Annotated in this window: 23 protein-coding genes; 10 read left to right on the forward strand and 13 right to left on the reverse strand. The window is 43.8% G+C overall.

The genetic code is table 11. The annotated features are described in order from the left end of the window. Positions 1 to 30 precede the first annotated feature (30 nt). The 9 genes from J2755_RS07460 to J2755_RS07500 all read right to left on the reverse strand — a co-directional run bounded on the left by J2755_RS07460 (position 31) and on the right by J2755_RS07500 (position 6905). On the reverse strand, positions 31 to 402 hold the full coding sequence (locus J2755_RS07460) for a pre-peptidase C-terminal domain-containing protein (protein WP_209681562.1): 372 nt from the start codon (positions 400 to 402) through the stop codon (positions 31 to 33). Between the two features lie 76 nt (positions 403 to 478). After that, the gene (locus J2755_RS07465) at positions 479 to 784 is read right to left on the reverse strand and encodes a hypothetical protein (RefSeq protein WP_209681565.1); all 306 of its coding nucleotides are present in this window, start codon (positions 782 to 784) and stop codon (positions 479 to 481) included. 20 nt (positions 785 to 804) lie between these two features. Continuing rightward, positions 805 to 2532 (reverse strand): DUF11 domain-containing protein, encoded by a 1728-nt coding sequence (locus J2755_RS07470; protein WP_209681566.1) that lies wholly within the window; start codon positions 2530 to 2532, stop codon positions 805 to 807. Positions 2533 to 2558: 26 nt separating this feature from the next. Then, positions 2559 to 3518, reverse strand: coding sequence for an energy-coupling factor ABC transporter ATP-binding protein (locus J2755_RS07475; RefSeq protein WP_209681567.1), 960 nt, complete (start codon positions 3516 to 3518; stop codon positions 2559 to 2561). Continuing rightward, on the reverse strand, positions 3515 to 4279 hold the full coding sequence (gene cbiQ / locus J2755_RS07480) for a cobalt ECF transporter T component CbiQ (protein WP_209681568.1): 765 nt from the start codon (positions 4277 to 4279) through the stop codon (positions 3515 to 3517). Before cbiQ ends, J2755_RS07475 begins: the two co-directional genes overlap by 4 nt. A 21-nt stretch (positions 4280 to 4300) precedes the next feature. Continuing rightward, positions 4301 to 4771, reverse strand: coding sequence for a carboxypeptidase-like regulatory domain-containing protein (locus tag J2755_RS07485; protein ID WP_245312827.1), 471 nt, complete (start codon positions 4769 to 4771; stop codon positions 4301 to 4303). A gap of 13 nt (positions 4772 to 4784) precedes the next feature. Next, a complete protein-coding gene (cbiM, locus tag J2755_RS07490; protein ID WP_209681569.1) occupies positions 4785 to 5399 on the reverse strand; it encodes a cobalt transporter CbiM in 615 nt (204 codons plus the stop codon). A gap of 108 nt (positions 5400 to 5507) precedes the next feature. After that, positions 5508 to 6497 (reverse strand): DUF4198 domain-containing protein, encoded by a 990-nt coding sequence (locus J2755_RS07495; protein ID WP_245312829.1) that lies wholly within the window; start codon positions 6495 to 6497, stop codon positions 5508 to 5510. A 129-nt stretch (positions 6498 to 6626) separates the two neighbouring features. Then, positions 6627 to 6905: a hypothetical protein gene (locus J2755_RS07500; protein ID WP_209681571.1), complete on the reverse strand. Its 279-nt coding sequence runs from the start codon at positions 6903 to 6905 to the stop codon at positions 6627 to 6629. Positions 6906 to 7066: 161 nt separating this feature from the next. Between J2755_RS07500 and hisF the strand changes: the two genes are divergently transcribed. The 7 genes from hisF to J2755_RS07535 all read left to right on the forward strand — a co-directional run bounded on the left by hisF (position 7067) and on the right by J2755_RS07535 (position 12645). After that, complete coding sequence (hisF, locus tag J2755_RS07505) at positions 7067 to 7897, forward strand: imidazole glycerol phosphate synthase subunit HisF (RefSeq protein WP_209681574.1); 831 nt, start codon at positions 7067 to 7069, stop codon at positions 7895 to 7897. A 5-nt stretch (positions 7898 to 7902) separates the two neighbouring features. Further along, positions 7903 to 8190 carry a MazG nucleotide pyrophosphohydrolase domain-containing protein gene (locus tag J2755_RS07510; protein ID WP_209681576.1) on the forward strand — a complete coding sequence of 96 codons (288 nt, stop codon included), beginning with the start codon at positions 7903 to 7905 and terminating at the stop codon, positions 8188 to 8190. A gap of 92 nt (positions 8191 to 8282) precedes the next feature. Continuing rightward, positions 8283 to 9251: a DUF7490 domain-containing protein gene (locus tag J2755_RS07515; RefSeq protein ID WP_209681578.1), complete on the forward strand. Its 969-nt coding sequence runs from the start codon at positions 8283 to 8285 to the stop codon at positions 9249 to 9251. Continuing rightward, complete coding sequence (locus J2755_RS07520) at positions 9244 to 9480, forward strand: hypothetical protein (RefSeq protein ID WP_209681581.1); 237 nt, start codon at positions 9244 to 9246, stop codon at positions 9478 to 9480. The genes J2755_RS07515 and J2755_RS07520 overlap by 8 nt, the downstream gene beginning before the upstream one ends. 75 nt (positions 9481 to 9555) lie before the next feature. Continuing rightward, positions 9556 to 11943, forward strand: coding sequence for a DUF3656 domain-containing U32 family peptidase (locus J2755_RS07525; protein ID WP_245312831.1), 2388 nt, complete (start codon positions 9556 to 9558; stop codon positions 11941 to 11943). Further along, a complete protein-coding gene (locus tag J2755_RS07530) occupies positions 11940 to 12365 on the forward strand; it encodes a nucleoside 2-deoxyribosyltransferase (RefSeq protein WP_209681583.1) in 426 nt (141 codons plus the stop codon). The genes J2755_RS07525 and J2755_RS07530 overlap by 4 nt, the downstream gene beginning before the upstream one ends. Positions 12366 to 12393: 28 nt before the next feature. Beyond that, complete coding sequence (locus tag J2755_RS07535) at positions 12394 to 12645, forward strand: pro-sigmaK processing inhibitor BofA family protein (RefSeq protein WP_209681586.1); 252 nt, start codon at positions 12394 to 12396, stop codon at positions 12643 to 12645. Here J2755_RS07535 and J2755_RS07540 read toward each other — a convergent pair. Continuing rightward, a complete protein-coding gene (locus J2755_RS07540; RefSeq protein WP_209681589.1) occupies positions 12642 to 13274 on the reverse strand; it encodes a class I SAM-dependent methyltransferase in 633 nt (210 codons plus the stop codon). The two genes, J2755_RS07535 and J2755_RS07540, sit on opposite strands and share 4 nt — an antisense overlap. Beyond that, positions 13271 to 14857, reverse strand: a complete 1587-nt coding sequence (gene lysS / locus J2755_RS07545; RefSeq protein ID WP_209681591.1) for a lysine--tRNA ligase — start codon at positions 14855 to 14857, stop codon at positions 13271 to 13273. Before lysS ends, J2755_RS07540 begins: the two co-directional genes overlap by 4 nt. A gap of 134 nt (positions 14858 to 14991) precedes the next feature. On the opposite strand from lysS, the gene J2755_RS07550 reads away from it, so the two are divergent. After that, positions 14992 to 15534: a pyruvoyl-dependent arginine decarboxylase gene (locus tag J2755_RS07550; RefSeq protein ID WP_209681593.1), complete on the forward strand. Its 543-nt coding sequence runs from the start codon at positions 14992 to 14994 to the stop codon at positions 15532 to 15534. Here the strand turns inward: J2755_RS07550 and J2755_RS07555 are convergent, their stop codons facing one another. After that, positions 15535 to 16578, reverse strand: coding sequence for a decarboxylase (locus tag J2755_RS07555; protein WP_209681595.1), 1044 nt, complete (start codon positions 16576 to 16578; stop codon positions 15535 to 15537). Between the two features lie 19 nt (positions 16579 to 16597). Next, the gene (locus J2755_RS07560; RefSeq protein WP_209681597.1) at positions 16598 to 17539 is read right to left on the reverse strand and encodes a deoxyhypusine synthase family protein; all 942 of its coding nucleotides are present in this window, start codon (positions 17537 to 17539) and stop codon (positions 16598 to 16600) included. A gap of 185 nt (positions 17540 to 17724) precedes the next feature. On the opposite strand from J2755_RS07560, the gene J2755_RS07565 reads away from it, so the two are divergent. Together J2755_RS07565 and feoB are read left to right on the forward strand one after the other, a co-directional pair. Further along, entirely contained in the window at positions 17725 to 18405 is a 681-nt protein-coding gene (locus J2755_RS07565; protein ID WP_209681600.1) for a metal-dependent transcriptional regulator, read from the forward strand. A 31-nt stretch (positions 18406 to 18436) separates the two neighbouring features. Then, a complete protein-coding gene (feoB, locus tag J2755_RS07570) occupies positions 18437 to 20371 on the forward strand; it encodes a ferrous iron transport protein B (RefSeq protein ID WP_342591082.1) in 1935 nt (644 codons plus the stop codon). The last annotated feature ends 23 nt before the right edge of the window (positions 20372 to 20394 follow it).

The raw sequence follows: 20394 nt of genomic DNA on the forward strand, positions 1-20394 counted from the left end.
AAATGGTGCGAGAAATTCATCCTCTCAAAATCAGTAAATCTCATAGGACACATCAATTCGGGCATCTGAGTCTATTGATTCAAAAACAACGTAATACTTGCCATCGTGTGGAGCTTCAAACGATAGCTGGGTTTTGATTGTATCCACTCTAATATCCATGGTGTCAAACGTCCTTAGCGATTCATACCTGTTGAAATTGGTTGAATCAAGAACGTAGATGTTTATCGGGACGTTTCCGGTATCTGCACTAATATCCACGATGTCATATTCCAGAATTTCAAATTCATAGTACTGGTAAGTTCCCTTTTCGATAACAAACGTCTCTTCAGCGGACTCATATACGCATCCCATTGCCAGTGCAGTTAACAGGATTATCAGGGATAAAAATAGTTTTGAATTCAAAATACCACCATAGAAGCACTGAACGCTTTTCTATAATAAGCTGTTGGATCAAAAGTATTCTGGATGTTTAAGGCACTTAGCTGCGGTTCCTGCTCATGTACCATGACAGGAATTCACTGTAAACAACAATTCCGGTAATTGTAAACCAGGTAACAAAGAGCATATGGTAGTTGTTTATTGGGACCTGTCCCTCGCCAAGCAGGAAGTGCTCATGGGAAAGGAAACTTTGTGTCATCTCGGGAAGAATCAGGGCAGCGAGCAAAAAAGGCAATGTAAGCAGTATCATTGCGAAGAAAGATGATACCCTGAACATTAGAAATATTGTTGCCACAGACAGCAGGACAAAAAGCAGAACCGATGCGACAAGCATTAATATATCCATTAAATCCCTCTGTCTGTATTTTAATGTCGTCGATTTATATATAGGTATACTCCAAAGGGCCCTATAAGTATGATTGAGAATACTGCGAGGTATGCCTTGAGCAGGAAGCCGGTTATTCCAAGTCTTCCCATTTGTTCTGTTTCAATCCTTTCAACTGTCTCTTCCAATGTTTCTTCTCCGGAAAATATGGTCAGGATATTTGAGACCTCTTTTCCTTTTTCATTTGCTGTCTGGTAATTGAGTTCTGCGGCCGGTAGCTGGAAGTCATCGGCTCCTGCCAGAATTACATATTTGAGGATCTTGGTTTGCTGTGGTTCAAGTGATCCGGACCATGCAGTTTCACCGCTCACGAATTCAATGCCTGCGGGAATATCATCGTTGATCTCAACAGTCGCTTCCGTAGTACCCTCATTTATGGCGGTAAGGGTTATCCATACAATATCCCCTTCCTGTGCATACTCAATATCCGAGGACTTTGAAATTCCAATCTTTGTACCTTCAACAACTACTTTCCCCGGAATGTTTGAATTAATTTCATAGCTTCCGCCCTGATGGTTGTATTCAACAGCTGCAGATGGCAAAGTGAAATTTCCAGGTACATTGGCCGCAATTGTGTATTCGATTTTCCTGGATGATTCTGCAGGGACTATAACATCCCATTCGGGGGAATCGTAATCAATAAGAAGGAATGAATCGGGGATTTCATCCCTGACGTTCACAGAAGTATCCGAGGGTGCATAGTTGCTCACTGTCAGAAATACCTCTAAAGTAGAATCATCAACATTTGTAAGGGACAAAATGTTTCCTTCATGCTCTTTACTGATGGATATGAAAGGCTCTGCGGTTGTACTCTTACTTGTTTCCGCAGACAGTTCATTGGCAAGATAATCGGAAGCTTCAACTTCAAACTTAATCATCATTTCTTTATCTACCGGTGAGACTGGCGGCCGGACTTCAAATATTGCGGATTTGGATTTTCCGGGGTTGATTATTTCTGTCTGGAATGAATCTGGAGAAATGCTGCCTGTATCCAGTGAACCCATCAGATTCACCCCACGAAGCGGGATTTCACCTGTGTTCTTCACAATGACTTCTACATTTACGGTTTCATTACAACGGTAACTTTCACTCAGGTTGCCGGCAACTACCTCTAAGGCAGGTACACCTGGGCCGTAGAATTCAATAACAACTGAATCTATATCTATGAATGTGAGCCTTACCTTGGTGTCACCATACTGCTTCACATCCCGTATCTCAAATTGTTCTTCAGCTTCTTCCCCGTTATAGGTATTTTTCAGCACAGCTTCCGCTTCGTTTAGTTCCAGCAATTCCACTGAAACATCGCTGTAATCAATAACTTCTCCCGGTGAAATCCGATGTCTTTCCCTGAAGATCCATACTTTCTCAAACTCCCGCTGGAAGACATTTACTGTTATTGTTCCGTCAGATATGCTTTCGGTTGCTATTTTCAGGGAACTATCATAGACGTATTCATTGCTTGAGGAATCATCCAGATAGAAGTCATCGGCATAGTCCCCGTTTCGGTAAAAGAGTATTCGGAAGCCTTCTCCTTCAGGTGCATAGTTGCGTATTGTAAATATCCCGGTTTCTGCTCTCTCACCATCTCCTATCGTAAAAGTACCCTGATGGATCCAGATCTCTTCGTGCTGGTAGTCGTATCCGAGTGCAGGAATGCAAAAAAGGGATAGTAGGATGAAGACAATGATAATTTTTGGGCAGGGATTCATCTTTATATTCTTATGTTGCACAGCTTTTAAAGTTTATTGTAGTTTGATGCCGTTTCGTTCGGATCTTCATCAGATGTCTGATGATGGTTGTAGTTGTGCAGGTATTTCTGAACTTGACTATGTGTGTGTTCATGGATATGGAGATGCACATGTCCTTCCGCATCACTGATAGTTTTTGTTAATTCAGCAACGGCCTCATCGAGACTGAGTGGCAGTTCCTCGCAGTCATATCCGAAGCATGTAAGCACTTTGAACAGCTTGAATACGTCAGGTGCTTCAAGATCATTTTCCTTTAGCAGTTCCCAGTCAGAAAAAATATCTCTTGGGGGTCCTTCAGCAACTATTTCCTGATTGATGATGTAAATACGATCTGCCAACTCAGGCAGACTGTTTACATCGTGGGTCGCTATGATTGTAGTAATTCCATCCCTGTTGAGCCTCTTAAGAAGTCTTATGAGCTCGGCCCGGCTTTTCGGATCAAGGTTTGCCGTGGGCTCGTCAAGAATGATGATTCTCGGCTCCATTGAAAGAACTGCGGCAATAGCAGCTCTTTTTTTCTGCCCGTAACTCAGGTTGTGTGGGACCCTGTCTTCGAATCCCTCAAGACCTACAAGGGCAAGTGCAGTCTTGACCCGTTGACGCACCTCATCTTCCTGCAATCCCATATTGATAGGCCCAAAGGCAACATCATCAAAGATTGTGGGCATGAATAACTGATCATCGGGATCCTGAAATACCACACCCACATTGTGTATTCTTTCGCCTGTTTGCAGGGATGAGATGTCCTTTCCGAAAATGCTTATGTTCCCATCAGGATTTTTAATGGTGCCGTTGAGGTGTAAAAAAAGAGTTGTTTTGCCTGCGCCGTTTGGGCCGACGACTCCTACTTTTTCACCTGGAAAAACTTCCATGTTGACATTTTTCAGGGCCCGGGTTCCGTCAGGATAAGTATAGTTGAGCCCCTGCACCTTGATAGCTTCTTTCATAGTGGCACCAGATGATACGTATGTAAGAGAATTGCAAAACTGATTAAAGAGGCGCATATTATGTAATCTTTTGCTTCCATTTTAAATGTTGTAAGGGTTGCCGGATTTCCTGTATATCCTTTTGCAACCATTGATTGGTAGACACGTTCTGCCCGATCATAGCTTTTGAGAATCAGCATTCCTATCAGGTTTCCCAGTATTGAAAGACCATATTTATTTGTTTTGAGGCTGAAACCTTTGGCAGTAATGGCTTTCCACATTCTCTGGAATTCATCGATCATGACAAAGATGTAGCGGTATGTAAACATAAGCATCTGGACAAGGGTAGCCGGCACTTTCAGCATATAGAGGGCTTTTATAGTGTTGTCAAACCTCATGCTTCCAAGCATTACGACAACGATTGTTACAGCGGCTGTTCCTCTGATTATGATTAGCAATGCATATTCCAGTCCCTCTGATGTAAAAGGAAACCCTGCGATGCTAAAGATCGATGTTCCGCTTGTAGTCAGGGGCAGGACAAAAAGAAGAGGGAAAAGGAACAGGAAAACCCACTTAATTCTGTGGATTACAAACGACGTGGGGATTTTGGATATCATGGATATCGCTACAGATGAGAACAATCCGATAAGGGCAAGCCGGATATCTCCAAGAAAAACAAATGAAAAAACAAGGGTTGAAAATGCAATAATCTTTGCTCGGGGATCAAGGCGGTGTATGGGAGATTCCATGGATGCATACAGATCAATATGCGGATATTTCATCGTTCATACACCTTTATTGGCTTATTCTCCATGTATTTTCCGGGCTTTCAGGATCATTGCAATTCCGGCAATTCCTGCAATGTATCCGATTCCTGCAACAATATTCGCAGCAAGCGGCAGTTCTGTGTTTTCGGGACTGGTTTCTGAGGCAACATCTCCAGTTTCCCCTTTTAGGTTAAAATTGAGTTCGTCCTGATGTCCCATTTGTGAAACAATTACCCTGTACTCGGAAACTCCCAGTTTCGGGGTAAAGTGGTATAATCCCTCCTCATCGGTAACCCCTTCAAGATAAACCTCTTCATCACCATTTTTGATGGCATAAACTGTAATTTCGCCATTTATAATTGGGTCTCCACCGCCATACCATGCCTTAATTTCCACTTCGTTTACCTGTTCCATGAGGTAAACCCTGTGTGCGGAAACAGGCAATGCTATGGTTGAAAAAATGATTGCTGCAAAAACTATGATACAACAAACTCTGCCGTATTTCATTTCTTTACACCTCTTATCCTATTTTCAGGAGTTCGGGTCTCACTTTGAGTACAAAACCGACTACTGCACCGGTTATTATTCCTTCTACAATTATGATTGGAATATGGGCTATAATGGCTGCATAAGCCACTTCGGTAAATTCCTCTCCTGTAGTTACAAGGGCCGCAGCCAGTAAAATGGCAGTTATTGCTGTAGCAAGCCCTCCACAAACAGCTCCGATTGCAGGCGGATTTATTCCAAGTGAACAACCTTTCCGGAAAATGAAATGCACAATCAATGCCGGAATCCCCACATTCATGGTATTGACTCCCAGAACTGTAATTCCTCCGTGCTGGAATAGTAATGCCTGCAAAACCAGCCCGATAAACATTGCCGGATATGCCATTAGACCAAGTACAACTCCCAGGAGACCGTTGAGCACCAGATGCACAGTTGTTGGTCCAAGGGATATGTGAATCAGGGAAGCAACAAAAAACGCCGCAGTCAGGATGGATATTTTTGGAATTTCATCCAATGTGTCGTTTTTCCTTTTGTCCAGCCAGAGGGTGACTGCAAGCAAGATGGCTGTTATTATCCAGCCGGTACCAATAACTACCGGCGATAGTATGCCATCTGATATGTGAACCATTTAACTTCCTCTTGTGAGAATTCCTAAATTTAATCCGAACTAGTGTTATGAATCGATAATTAGTTATTAACTAGTATAAAAAAAGATTGGGGGGAGAATACTCCCCTTTTATTTCCTTCTGGAAGTTATCAGGATTGCCGCAATCATTCCGATTGCTGCAAAAGCAACTTCAAATCCGGGCACACTGGTATTTCCATTTCCTGAAGTTTCTTTTGCCTCTTCAGCTGTTTGCTGTGCTTCTTCAACAGCTTCCTGTAACTCGACAAGATCGATTTCTTCTGATGCGGGGAATTCCTCGAGTACCGGTACAATGAATACACCTCTTACAGGCTGCCCATTTTCAGGTTCCATTGTTGCGCCCACAAACCAGATTCCCGGTTCATCAAGCGTGTATACGAATTCACCTTCATCATTGGATTTTGTGAGTCGTGTGAACACCATGGGTGCATCATAAGGGTACATTTCTTCTGCTTCTTCAACAATGTCAATTGCAGGTTCAAGCTCGTGATAAATTTCGACTTCCACATCAGCGCCTGCAAGGCTTTCGCCGTTATAGAGCGCTTTTCCTGCAAACACAAACCCTTCTTCCATTCCATAAGGTCTCATATAAGGAATAATCTCGGTTTCCTGATCAACTTCGGCGTCCCAACCGATCCACATTTCTTCCCCGCAGTGGATCACAGCTTTGGTGTAGTCAATCATGTCTTCTTCCCCATCCTCATATTTCACAGAAATGACCGTGTCTCCAAGCTGATCTACAACAAAAGAAGTCCTGTAGGCAACAAAGGTTCCCATGTTTCCATCTTCATCCATGCTGTCAACAGTGACTTCTTCAATTTCCAGTTGTTCAACTGCGCCGTCTGGCTTGGTTATTGAGACTTCAACTTCCGGATCCATGTCAAAGGAAATATGCTCATATGGGTGGCCCCAGGCCATGTAGATTGTCTTGGTATCGCCAAGTTCAGCAATATAATCTTCTGGTGTTACATCCCACATGTTTTCATCATCAGATGGAAATACCATGGTGAAGTGGGCACTTGCCATACCTGCGGTAAGCAGTATAAAGGCAATAGCCATTGTTGTTATTATTTTTTTCATAAAACACTCTCCTTGTTATCATTGACAATTTGCTGCGCTATAAGTGTTACTAATATATATTATTTTGCTACTACTGACTACAAACTATCCGCTAAATCTGGCCTGCAAAGGTCTAAATCGATTCGAAAATCACGCGCATGCTTCACAGTCTATTGATGCCTGCACATAAAAAATGTAAAACTCTCTTACATTCTCTTTATCGAGGAAAGTTGCGATGTGGCTGTTCTTTTCCCCTTCTTCAAATACAATCCATCTGCCATCGGAAGTTTCTCGACAATCAGTAATCCTGGGAATGTCGTATTCTTTCAGGTTTTTCAGGATGACGTGCACATTTAGATACCTGTCCTTCGGTATGTCCCGAAGCATGTACTTAACAGGTGAAACAAAGGCACGCCTGCTGTACATCATATAAGCCACCCCATTCCTTTGTTCAATACTATATTTTCCACTGTTGTTACATGAAATTTTCGAGACGATTTTTAGTATAACTGGAATCTCCCGTATTAAATACAATTTCTCCAGCTCCCGGCAGCAATATTTAATACACGGATGATTCATTATCCATTATCATGCTCACAAAAAGAATAATCCCATGTCTCGATGTCACCCTTGATGAAGAAGGTGGTACCGTTGTAAAAGGCGTGGAATTCGTTGACCTGAGAAAAGCTGGTGACCCCGTGGAGCTTGCGAAACAGTACAATGAACAGGGTGCTGATGAGCTAGTATTTCTTGATATCACCGCATCCCATGAAGGCAGGGACACCATGATAGATGTCATTGAGCGTACTGCCAACGAGGTCTTTATTCCATTGACTGTTGGTGGTGGGATCAGTTCTGTTGAGCGTATTCGCGAGATTCTAAGGGCTGGTGCGGATAAGGTTTCAATTAATACCGCTGCTATCAAAAACCCGGAACTTGTGCGGGAAGCCTCCACAATTTTTGGTTCCCAGTGTATTGTAGTCGCCATAGACTGCAAGAGAAATCCGGATGTTGAGAATAATTCCGATAAAACTATTCTTACACTTGAAGACGGAACTAAAGTCTGGTACGAAGTTGTAATTTACGGAGGCCGCAAACCTACAGGCATTGATGCTGTCCAGTGGGCTAAAAAAGTTGAGGAGCTTGGTGCAGGCGAAATTCTTCTTACCAGCATGGACCGCGATGGCACCTACGATGGCTTTGATGTTCCTATTACCCGCAAGCTTTCCGAAGAACTTGAAATCCCGATCATTGCATCAGGAGGCGTTGGCAACCCCGAGCACATGTACAACGGATTTAGGGATGCAAAAGCTGATGCGGGTTTAGCTGCCAGCATTTTTCACTTCGGGGAATACACAGTGGACGATGTAAAAGAGTATCTTCGCAGCCGTGACGTTCCGGTGCGTAATCGAAAAGGGTGAATTTCATGCAGATCTCCGAATTCCAGCGGCTCATGCGTGACCTCTACTCAGAAAATGACAAACGCAGAGGACCAGCCGCAACGACTCTCTGGCTGGTGGAAGAAGTTGGGGAACTTGCAGAGTCCATACGTCGGGATGATAGGGAAAATCTGCGGGAAGAACTGGCGGATTGTTTTGCCTGGATAGGCGCTCTGGCTAACCTCTATGATATTGATCTCGAAGAAGTGTTTTGTGAGAAGTATCCTGATTCCTGCCCAACATGCGGCATGAAACCCTGCATTTGTACAGACTGAGAACTTGCTTTACTAATATCCCCTTTCAACATAGTGAATTTTTTACACAATGATTAAATAGCTTTAGTACCCTTCACAGAAGGGGTTACTTTATGAGTAAAACTACTAACCACATAAAAATTATATCATTGCTATTGCTTGTCTTAATCGCAACTTTCACAGGCGGATGCATAAAATCTTTTGATGAAAATAGTCAGGTTCATGTTTCCAATGTGGACGTGGCTGCAGACAAAGTTCGAAGTTCTTTTGTTGACCTTAATGTAACATCCACAATTGAAAATCGTGGGGTTGGAGCATCAGACAATATAACTTTGATCCTGAAAGCTTACAACACAAATACCGGTTTCCTGGAATTTGAAGGTGAGGAAGAACTTGGAATCTTAGAGGGAGATTCCTTTGTGGATGATAGCATGGTTATTACTCTTCCAAAGAGGGATGGCTATGATCTCCGGATCAGGATTTTTGAAAATGGGAAGGAACTTTCAGGCGGCTATTTCCAGATAAGGAATCTTGAGAGTCTGCCTGCCGACGTAAATGAAATCGGGATAGAAATTCAGGAAATGGATTTCCTTGTAAAGGACGTAGATAGTGGAAAGGTCACTTTCCAGGCTGATGTTTATCTCGCAAATGAAGGGCTTGACAAAAACGATAACTATCGTATGCTTCTCAAAGCCCGGGAGATGGACACACGTCTAATTGCTGATAAGGTTTGGACTTCCACAGGGAGCTTTGCTCCTGATGCCACTATAATACGCAGTGTAAATCTCACAGTTCCGGATAACTACAATTACGCCGTGGAAGTTATTTTGTGGGACGGTGACACAATCATCAACCGAGGAGAGGATTATGTACAGCTCAATCCGACGGTAGAGATTGACAGAGATACACGAATACAATCCAAGAATGTGGATACCAGTGACTTCATAATGGAAGAACCACAGGAGGAGTTGGATTATGGTGAATATGAAGCGCCTGGAACACCTGGATTCAGTAGTTTGCTGGTGGTGTGTTCACTGCTTGGTGCAGCGTTTGTTTTAATCAGGAGGAGTAAGGATGAGTGAAGATACGATGACAGAAATGGAGAAGCTCAAAGGATATTTCAAACAGGGTAGTCTGGTTATCCTGATGCTGCTGATTCTTATGACGAGTTTCCAGTTTTACTTTGCATTAAACGATGCGATCTATACATGGTTTGAATATGAGTATGTATCATTGATTCGTGCCCTGTATAATCTGGCAATTCTGGCAGTTTGTCTTTATGTCGTAGTACGTTACTATGTGCGGAAGTGATTTTGACTTCCGCCCTCTCTTTTTCTCATTTTCCTACAATATATATCACATCAGGACATACCCACAAGCAGTATTATGATGAAAAAACCTGAATTACTTGCCCCGGTTGGAGACTGGGACTCGCTGGTTGCGGCTGTTGAAAATGGCGCAGATGCTGTTTACATGGGAAGTGATCTGTTCAGTGCCCGGGCCTACGCAACCAATTTTTCTGAAGAGGAGCTTGAAGAAGCCATTGATTTTGTCCACATCCGGGGAGTGAAAGCTTATGTCACTGTCAACACCCTGATAAAAGACAGTGAATTCGAAGATGCCATTGATTTGCTTTACCAGATTTGCAATATGGGTGCAGATGCTGTGATTGTTCAGGATATCGGCCTGCTCAGTGAAGCCCTGCAAGCCTATCCAGAACTTCCTCTTCATGCAAGTACCCAGATGACAGCACACAATATCCCTTCTGTTGAACTGCTCGCGGAAATGGGAGTAAAACGAATTGTACTTTCACGTGAAATGAGCTTTGAATCCATCAAAAACCTGAAAGAAACCTGTGGGATTGAAATCGAGGTTTTTGTTCACGGGGCTCTTTGCATCTGCTATTCCGGGCAATGCCTGATGAGCAGTATGATCGGGGGCAGAAGCGGTAACAGGGGATACTGTGCACAACCATGCCGTCGCAAATATGAGCTTACCAAAAACGGACAGGAAATTGAAACCCCGGGAGATTACCTGCTGAGTCCGCAGGATCTCTGTGCAGCTTCCATGATTCCTGAACTCATTGAAGCAGGTGTGGATTCTTTCAAGATAGAAGGTCGGATGAAAAGACCGGAGTATGTTGCCGGTGTTGTACGGATGTATCGTACTTTCATTGACAGGTATGTTGAATCCCCGGAGTCCTATTATGTGTCAGAAGATGAGATTGAGGATCTGATGCAGTTGTTCAATCGTGGTTTTACTTCTGCTTATCTTGAAGGGCAAGATCGTGGGATGATGAGTAGGGAAAATCCGGCAAACCGTGGATTGGAATTGGGTAAAGTAATCGGTTACAATCGTAACTATGGGCAGGTCAGGGTAAAACTACAACGCGCATTAAAGCAGGGAGACGGCATTTCTATCGGGGAAACCGGCATCCATGCAACTACTATTTATCGGAATGGGAAAAGGATCAAAGAGGCTTTTCCCGGAGATATTGTTGAAATCTCGTCCCCAATGGTAGAAAACGAGAAGTTTGTTTTCAAAACCTCCGATTTTTCACAAATTGATACTCTTCAAAAGACCTATACATCACCTCACCCTTTGCGAAAAATTCCTGTTGATATTGAGGCAAGGATCAAAGTGGGAAATCCAATTGAAATCCGGATGAAGGATACGGATTCACTTTCAGTTCAGGTCTCATCTGATTTTGATGTTGAAGAAGCAAAAAGCAGGCCTATGGATTCTGAAAAGATTGAAGAACAGCTACGTAAACTTGGAAATACCATCTTTGAAGCTAGTAGCATAAACGTTGAAATTGAAGGCAATGTTTTTGTTCCCCTGAAAGCACTCAATAATCTTCGTAATGAAGCTGCTGAGATACTTGCGGAGAAACGTGCTGAATCCTCTCATCGTGCTTGTGAATTATACATTCTACCTGAGTTTTCGATAGACTATAGTGAAGAAGTCCCTTCTCTATCGGTTGCGGTTTCTTCCTTCAAAGGTGCTGAAGAGGCAGTACTTGGCGGTGCAAATACTATATATTTTGATTATCCGATTTCACCAGTGGATTTCAAGCGTGCGCGGTTCCTCTGTCAGGAACACAGATGCAGGCTCTATCTCTTTACTCCGCGTATATGCATGGATTCAGAAATGGCAGATGTTCTGAAAGTCTTTGAAATGGCCGTCGAATGCGATGGTATTATAGCATCCAATGCAGGAGTTCTCAATCTCGCCCACCAACGAGGAATTCCGGTAATAGCAGATTCGCCACTGAATGTTTTCAATAGCTATTCCTCTTCTTTCCTGAAAGGAAAAGGCAGCGTAATGTCCACGGTCTCACCGGAATTGACTCTTGAGGAAATCAATGAAATTGCAATGTCATTTGAGTCGGAGGCAATTGTTGAGGGAAGACTGGAACTCATGGTCTCCGAATACTGCCTCCTTGCAGAACTTCTGGGTTGCAGTGGACCATCAGAGAGTATCTGCAAAAAAGCAAGGTATGAGTTTGTGGATGAGAAAGGTTTTTCTTTCCCGGTCATCACGGATGAACATTGCAGGACTCATATCCTTAACTCAAAGAAACTCAGCATGCTTGGAAAATTACAGGATATCATAGATGCGGGTGTAAGAAGTATCCGCATCGATGCCAGGTGGGATGAAGACGACATCATGGGAGTAACATCTGCTTACAGGAAAGCTCTGGATGCTGGAAAAATGGTAGAGAGGAAAGGCAAAATCTATACGAGAGGTCACTATTACAGAGGAGTCCTATGAACGTATTTCTTTCAGGTTCGATTCGGGGTGGCCGACAGAAGCTCTCCACATACCAACAGGTTGCAGAGATTATTGAAAATCTAGGGCATGAAATCAGCACTCACCACGTTGCAGACCCGCTGGTTGAAGAAAAAGAAGTCGGAATGGCTGAATCGGAAATCTTCAGCCGGGATATGTATCTTCTTGACAGGAGTGACTGCATGGTTGCGGAAGTTTCAGTTGCGTCCACAGGAGTAGGCTATGAGGTGTGTTCTGCTCTCAATATGGGACTTCCTGTTTTGTGCATTTACGAAGAAGGTTCAACGGTTTCAGCTATGATTCTGGGAAACACAAACGCAAATCTTCATATTGGAATTTATTCCGATTTTCAGGAACTGGAGAAAATAATCAGTAGCTTCTTTTTATCCTGCATCGGTAAATAATAAATATTGAACCTGCATATTTTAACACATGGTAGGAACTGAGATACTTCTCATTCTGGTTGCTATAATTGTGGCATTGATAATCTGGAAGATTCTCAAGACCGTCAAGAGCATGATCATTAACACAATACTTGGTTTGCTCATAATATTTGGCGGTAATATCATCTTCGGCTTGGGGATTTCATATTCGGCAGTGGTAATTCTTACCTGTGCCATTGGAGGTCCGATTGGTGCCTTCCTGATTATACTGCTTGACCAGATTGGTATTTTTAACTTTTAAACGAGTTTTCTGGCCACAAAGGAAATTGAATGACGGGAATACTTATTCCCGTGAAAATTCTTTTCCCTTTTTTCTTCTTTTAAATCAATAAACTCAAACCCGGAGAACAGTTCTTTAAGTTCTTCTTTTGTAAAATAGTGATAGATTATACAGTTTTTCCGGGAAAAAGTGTGAGGTTCTACTTCCTCTCCACCATAGCGGAAATCACCTCTTCCGAAGGCTTCGAAAAATAAGATGCCTTCTGGTTTGAGAATGCGGGAAATTTCACCTGCAGCTTCCGTCCTCTCATTTTCAAGGAGATGCTGCAGGACTCCGGTACAGATTGCTGCGTTGAACGAGTTGTCCTTGAAAGGGATGTGAGTGGCACTTGAGTGAAACAGGGGCAACGAAATATCCCTGCCTTCAGATTTTTTCCGCAAATTTCTCAAAGCTTCAATGGAAATGTCTGTTCCGTAGAGTTCATGATCTTTTGAAAGGGGGAGGCAGTATCTTCCCTTCCCGCACCCTACGTCCAGAATCTTCGAATTATCCCGAAGAAAGCTCTTGATTTCAGGAAGATTGCGTGCTTCTGTCCAGCGCACATGCCTGTGTTCTTCTTCCCAGGCGTCAAAGTGCGGCTTTTTTGTCATGGCCGGAATTCAGCAGCTTCGGCAAACCGTTCGGCGAGGAAATCTTTCTCAAGGGAAGAGAGGAACCAGCCTGCTTTTGGCCCGGAAGCCTGACCCAGAACGGAAAGATAGATTGCCTTAAAGAGAGTCTTCGGGCTTAGTGAGAGTTCATCCACTGCGAGTATTTCCTTGATACGCTGGTGAAGTTCGCCTGTTTCTTCCTTTGCGGAATAGATCAAATTGTGATAATCAGAGCCATCCAGTTCGTCTGCTGCCTGCAGGGATTCTGCCATTGCCTGCAAAAACGCACGCTGCTCATCTGTGAGAGTAGCAGCTTCAGGGGGCATGTTCTCCTGCACACTGAACTTAACCATATCAGGTGCGAACATATCAAGCCAGGAAGCGACGTTGTTTGTCAGTTCCTTTATGCATTTCTCTTTATCTACATCGTAGCCGGCGCGTTCCACGATTTTCATGATTTTGTCAAAATCACCGTGTGCAACCTGATAAATAGTTGTCATATGCTTGAATGGGATGTCGGTGTGACAGAGGCCGGATGCGTGTGAAAGACTAAGTACGGTCTTGTCGTTTTCTGAAGTCTCTTCGGTGGAGTTGAGGCGTTCAAAAGTGTCCACGAGTGTCAGCAATGGCATTGCCGGGTCGAAGCGTATATGCTTTTCCGGTTTTGTGCGGATGATAAGATATCTCAAAACTTCCGGAGGCACAACTTTCAGCATGTCTGAAATGGATACTACAACGCCTGTGGATGAGGACATTGCACCTTCTTTGCCTAACATAATCCATTCATAGACGATGGGGTGTGGCGCGTCATATCCGAATACCTCTTTTGTGATTCTCTTTCCAGTATCATAAGAGCCACCACGGGAAGCATGGTCTTTTCCGAATGGTTCAACTGTAACACCAAGTATTTTCCAGCGGGCAGGCCAGTCAACACGCCATGTTAATTTCCCGCCACCCTGAATAGAAACTTCTCCGGAATCACCGCATTCACAATCATAGGAAACCATTTCGGTATCCGGATTAAAACCGGTTACCTTTGTGCTGTTGATTCTTCCACAACTGTTACAAATAGGGTTGAAGGGACTCCAGTCTTCGGTAACTTCCTTGCCGGATTCCTCTTTCAGGATTGTCGCAATCTTATCACGGTTAAGAAGCGCGTCCTTGATAGCTTCGTTATACATGCCGGTCTTGTACATTTCATCAGCACGGTAAATTTCCGGATGGATGCCAAGTTTGCCGAGAGCTTCAAGGAAAGGTTTCAGGAAATGTTCTGCATAGCTTCCACAATCCCCACATGGGCATGGTATTTCGGAAAGTGGTTTGCCTACATGTTCCTCATAACTGTCATCAAGGAATGGGTAGACCTTTCTTAATGGGTCGTAGGTATCCGCAATATAGATCAACCTGGCATCGGCTCCTTTGTCCGAAAGGGTACGGTATGCTGCATCTGCGGTTACAACCTCTCGCATATTTCCGATATGGATGTGTCCTGAAGGTGTAATTCCACTTGCTACAAGATGCTTGTTTCCTTTGGTCAGGACTTCTTCTGCCACTACGTCTGCCCAGTGCCTGATTTCTGCCATTGTTTTCACCAGTGATATGATAATTTGGATTTATTAGTTAAGGGATAGGCATCTAAAGGTGTTATCTTTTAAATGCCTATCTAAGACTATCATTGGGGAAATGTATTTATCTATCTGGCCTGATACCAAAAACCATGATTCCCCGAAAAGCTTTTCCTACCAAAGGTACAGGTGTCCACAGGGATAAGCTTGCTTCTTTTGAACTCGCCCTACGGGATGCGGGAATCGAGAAATTCAATCTTGTAAAAGTGTCCAGCATTCTCCCTCCAAATTGCAGTGTCGTTACCAAGGAGGAAGGACTGTCCGATTTGAGTCCGGGTGAAATCGTTTACTGTGTTTTGGCCCGGAACCAGACTGATGAACCACACCGTTTGATAGCTTCTGCAATCGGGACTGCCATTCCCTTAAATGAAGAAAATTACGGCTATATCTCCGAGCACCACTCATTCGGAGAAGATGAAGAAACCGCCGGAATGTACGCAGAGGATATTGCAGCAACCATGCTGGCAACGACACTGGGAATTGAGTTTGATGCGGATTCCGCATGGCAGGAGCGGGAACAGATCTACAAGGCCAGAGGTCATATTTTCAATACAACTAACATCTGCCAGATTGCAAAAGGAGATAAGGACGGTCTCTGGACTACGGTCGTTGCAGCCATGGTTTTTGTGGGATAATTATTCAACTATCTCAGTTTCAATCTCTTCCAGATCACAGAAATCGGACCTGAAGTTGTAAGCTCCTGCATTGATAAAAGTAATCGTGTCCCCGATTTCCGGCTTTTTTCCAAGGTAAACCCGGTACCTGAACAGGTCCATTGAGCATGGGGTGCAGCCCTTGATAACAAAAGGTTCGCCGGATTTGTTGTCAAGCTCACCTTCAACACGCAGTTTTACAGGAACAAGAATTGCATCCATATCGCTGTTGTAAACGGAAGCATTCACGATGACATTATTGTCGTAAACACCGGTGACATGTGTTACAAGTTTCCCGGCAGGCGCAGCGATAAACCTTCCGGGTTCAATCATCAACTGCACGTTTTTACCGTGCAGGTAATCCCTGAAATCTGTAACACGTTTGAATATGCCGACAATAACATCGGCGTTGCTGTTGGCGTATTTTGAAGGCAATCCGCCACCGATATTCAAGATGTCAATTGCATCAATTGTTTCCGGGGAAAGAACATTTTCGATGTCACGCTGTAATTTCCACTCGCTGACATTCTGGGTTTTCCTGTGGAAGTGAATTCCCAGTTTATCGATTTTTGGATTCTCTTTTAATTCACCAATGCGCTGGTTGATAACCGCTGATGGCATTCCAAACACAAAAAAGCGCTCTGTGCGAAGGGAGTTTTCCTTCAGCTTGAGGCGAAGCATGAGATTGATTTTCCAATCCCTGTTTTCAAGGGTTTCAAGCAGGATGTCCAGATCGGATTCATTGTCCACCACGAAATAGCGGATTCCGAGGTTGTAAAGTTCTTCAATTTTATCCTGTGTCCATCCCTGTGAAAGGAATAATATTCTGGACATGTCCCGGACATGCTTGAGTTCGTTTTCCATGTGGACACTAAAAAGACAATCTGTGTTATCTTCAAGAATACGGCTGACTTTCTGGTTGGTTTTGGAGCTGTAGGATACAATATCAGCAATACTCTCAACTTTATGATATTGCTCAAGGACAACGTTTTTTGAAAGGACAAATCTGGGTTCAGGTACGGCCATTTAAATCTCCGGAATCGTTTTAGTTTTTCAGTAGTCCTTCACTTTCAAGTTCATCCAGTGCCCTGATCATGGCAAGAGGGAAAGTAATGCTCACATCCCCGATGACGGTTGCCACATCACTTTCGTCCTTTACCTTCCCCCAGGATTTTGCTTCATTTGTGTTGGCACCGGACATGCTGCCGGAAGTTCGGTGTGCTGTTGTCATGTAAACCGCATATTCCGCACCACCATTGAGTAATGTGGAAAGAATAGCATGGTGCTTGGAAATAGATCCTCCAAGTGCGATAACCCCCTTCCTGTCATCATGGCTTGTCGCATACAGGATATTTCCGAAATCCTTGACAACGTCAACCACGAAATCGGGGTGATCCTGCTGGAATAGGTATAGATGGAATCCAAAGGCTCCGTCTGTTATTGCAGGGCAGAATATCGGGACATTATTTCGTGCAGCCTGATAAAGGATGGAGTGAGGGTCATCCAGCAAGAGGCCGATTTCCCTGAGCATTTCGGAAACAGTCCAACGGTTTTGTTTTTCATACAGTTTTTCGAGAATGTCGGTAATCATGTCTTCAAAATTCATGTAGCTTTCATTCTGGATCAGCAGGTTTCCAACACGATTGATTCCCTGCTCATGGAGTTCCACATCGTCCGTCTGGAAATTTCCTATCCTGAACACTTCTCCGGTAGCTTTCATAATGTCTTCTTCAAGGCCACCTACGGTTGTCACAATAACATCGGCAATTCCCAGTTTGATGAGTTGCGCGAAAAATCCTCTCAGGCCGGATGTGACCATGTTGGATGTGAATGTAAGGAATACCTTCGCTGAATCCTTTTTCATCTTGACGATAACGTCTGAAGCACGCTGCAATTCAACACTCTGGAATCCGACATACTCGTAGGAGTCAACCAGTTCGGAGACACGCATGTCTTTTTTCCATTGAAGATCCTTTACCTGAACCATTAATAATCACGACTGTGTACGAATCCGATTTTCATTTTGGTTCGTAGCTGTGTTATAGTCGTAGAAGCAGTTTTTATTTAAAAAGGTGATTGTATTCTCTGACTTTTCGGGGCATCGAAAGTTATATATTTAGAAGTATCAAAGTTAGCATCTCCTAATAATCCATTTTCTGGTGTGATTTCCGTATGGCTACTGGAAAAACAGAAGAATATCTTGAAACAATTCTCAGTCTCATCAGCAAGACCAGCTCTCCTGCAAAAAACAAGGATATTGCAAATGAACTGGACATTGCACCGGCAACTGCTACTGAAATGATTCAGCGTTTGTCAGATGAAGGGTTTGTTAAGTATATTCCATACAAAGGCGTTGAATTAACTGATGAAGGTATCAGGAAAGCCACAGAATTACAGCACAGGCACAACATTCTCCGTGATTTTCTATCCCAGGTTCTTCGCATAGATGATGTGGCTGCTGACAGGGAAGCCTGTGTGCTTGAACATTCCGCTTCCGAACTTGTGGTTGAGAGCATGCTTTCCTATATGGAGGAAAAGGGAGTTGTTCGCAAGCATATTGCTGACATCTCGGATACCTGCCGCAGCACAGATGGGGATTACGTTCGCCTGAATGATCTCCACGAAGGTGAAATGGCAACAGTTGCACTTATCCATCTCCCCAAATCAGATCGCGACAGGCTGACTTCTCTGGGTATGGTTACAGGAGAAGACATTGAAATTAAACGAAGACAAAAACAGGGCTGTCTTTCTATTCTTACAAAGGGAACTGAAATTGCCCTTGGTAAGGACATCGCAAATAAAATCTTCGTAATGTTAAAGGGCCAGCATTATGCTGGAGGTGAAGTAGATTAAAAGCTGCTGTCCACCTTCTTCAGGTCAGCCTATAGACCTAAGTTCCAAAAATATTGCTTTTGTGGGAAATCCCAGTGTAGGAAAAAGTGCTTTTTTCTCAAGGGTCACTGGAATTGGTGTAATAGTTTCCAACTACCCCGGTACGACTGTGGAAATCACAAAAGGTACGGTACAGGTAGGCAGAAGGACTGTAAATGTCGCTGATTTGCCGGGAATTTATTCTCTGGGTGCGGCAACAGAAGACGAAAAAGTATCCAAGCGATATCTTTTGAAGGAGCATCCTGATGTAATTGTTAATGTGGTGGATGCAACCCGGCTGGAACGCAATCTTTTCCTGACACTCCAGATTCTTGAGCTTGGAATTCCCACAGTGGTTGCGCTTAACCAGATTGATGCTGCCCGTGAAATGGGAATTGAGGTCGATACTGAAAAGCTCTCCGAATTGCTAGGTGTTCCTGTTATACCTACTGTTGCGACTAAAGGAACCGGGCTTGATGAGGTCATGAAAAAGGCGGTAGATCCTTCTCTTTCCTTTGATGGCAGAATTCGTGTTCACTATGACAATCACATAAGAAATGCAGTTGAAGATCTCGGCGCAAAATTCCCTGATGTTGATAAAGTAACAAGACTGCGTGCCCTTGAAGCTGATGTTGAATTTACAGAACTATCATGTGGAAAAGATGTTGCAGAAGCACTCCTTAGTGAAGCTTCAACCCTTGCAAACAACATCGAGCAGGTACACAACATGCCTGTATCGGATACAATTGCAAGGGATCTTTATGGTGAAGCAGGGCAGGTTACCAGGATTGTGGTATCTCAGGGAGATGTAGAAAACAAGCTTAAGCATCGTATCGATTCAATGCTGACATCCGAATATGCCGGCATACTTGGCCTGATTGCGGCTTTACTGTTAACTTTCTTTATGGTATTCCGTGTTGGAGGATTCCTTGAAGAGGGGATTGTGTACATTTTTGAGACTTACCTGATTGAACCTGCGCGTTTGGTGATGGCAGGATATCATCCTGTTATCAACAATGTGGTTATTTATTCGTTGCTTGGCATCGAGGCCGGCTTTGCGATTGCAGTGCCGTACATCGGAATTTTCTATATCGTCCTCTCGATTCTGGAGGACTCGGGCTATCTAACCCGTGCGGCTTACATTATGGATCGTGTAACGCATAAACTGGGACTGCACGGGCGCTCCGTCATTCCTCTTGTACTGGGATTTGGTTGCAGTGTTCCTGCAATAATGGCTACCCGGACTCTCAATACAATGCGGGAGCGCAGGATTGCTTCAGTACTCATCTCATTGATACCATGTTCTGCCCGAACCATCATCATTCTTGGTCTGGTGGGAACATTCGTGGGATTCTGGGCAGCAGTTTCTATCTACGTTCTTGAGCTAGTCATCATACTTTCAGTTGGCTGGCTGCTGGGGCGAGCCCTTCCCGGGGAGCGCACAGGACTTATCATGGAAATCAGCCCGTTGAGAACGCCAGATGCTGTGGCTACCCTGAAGAAAACATGGATAAGAGTTCGTGAATTCATCTATGTTGCTTTCCCCCTTCTGATTGCAGGCAGCGCCATTCTCGGGGCGCTTGAAGTTACAGGCATTCTGGATTCGTTTGATGAACTTGTGTCTCCTATCTCGGTAGGACTTCTGGGTTTGCCGGCATTTGCAGCAACTGCTCTTGTTTTCGGGATACTGCGAAAAGAAATGGCTCTTGAAATCCTTGCAGTGCTTGCGGGAACTGCAAATTTCCTGATGATACTGACGCCTCTGCAAATGTATGTGTTTGCGGTAATAACCACTATCTATGTACCGTGTGTTGCAACCATTGCAATACTCAAACATGAGCTTGGCACAAGGGATACGATAGCATTATCCTCATTTACGATAATCCTTGCATTCACGGTAGGTGCGATTATCAATTATGTTGGATCAAATTGGTCAGGTGTTATTTGATCGATAAATCTTCTGAAAGTGGT

It is taken from the genome of Methanohalophilus levihalophilus (genome assembly GCF_017874375.1).
In the GTDB taxonomy this organism is placed as follows: Archaea; Halobacteriota; Methanosarcinia; order Methanosarcinales; family Methanosarcinaceae; genus Methanohalophilus; species Methanohalophilus levihalophilus.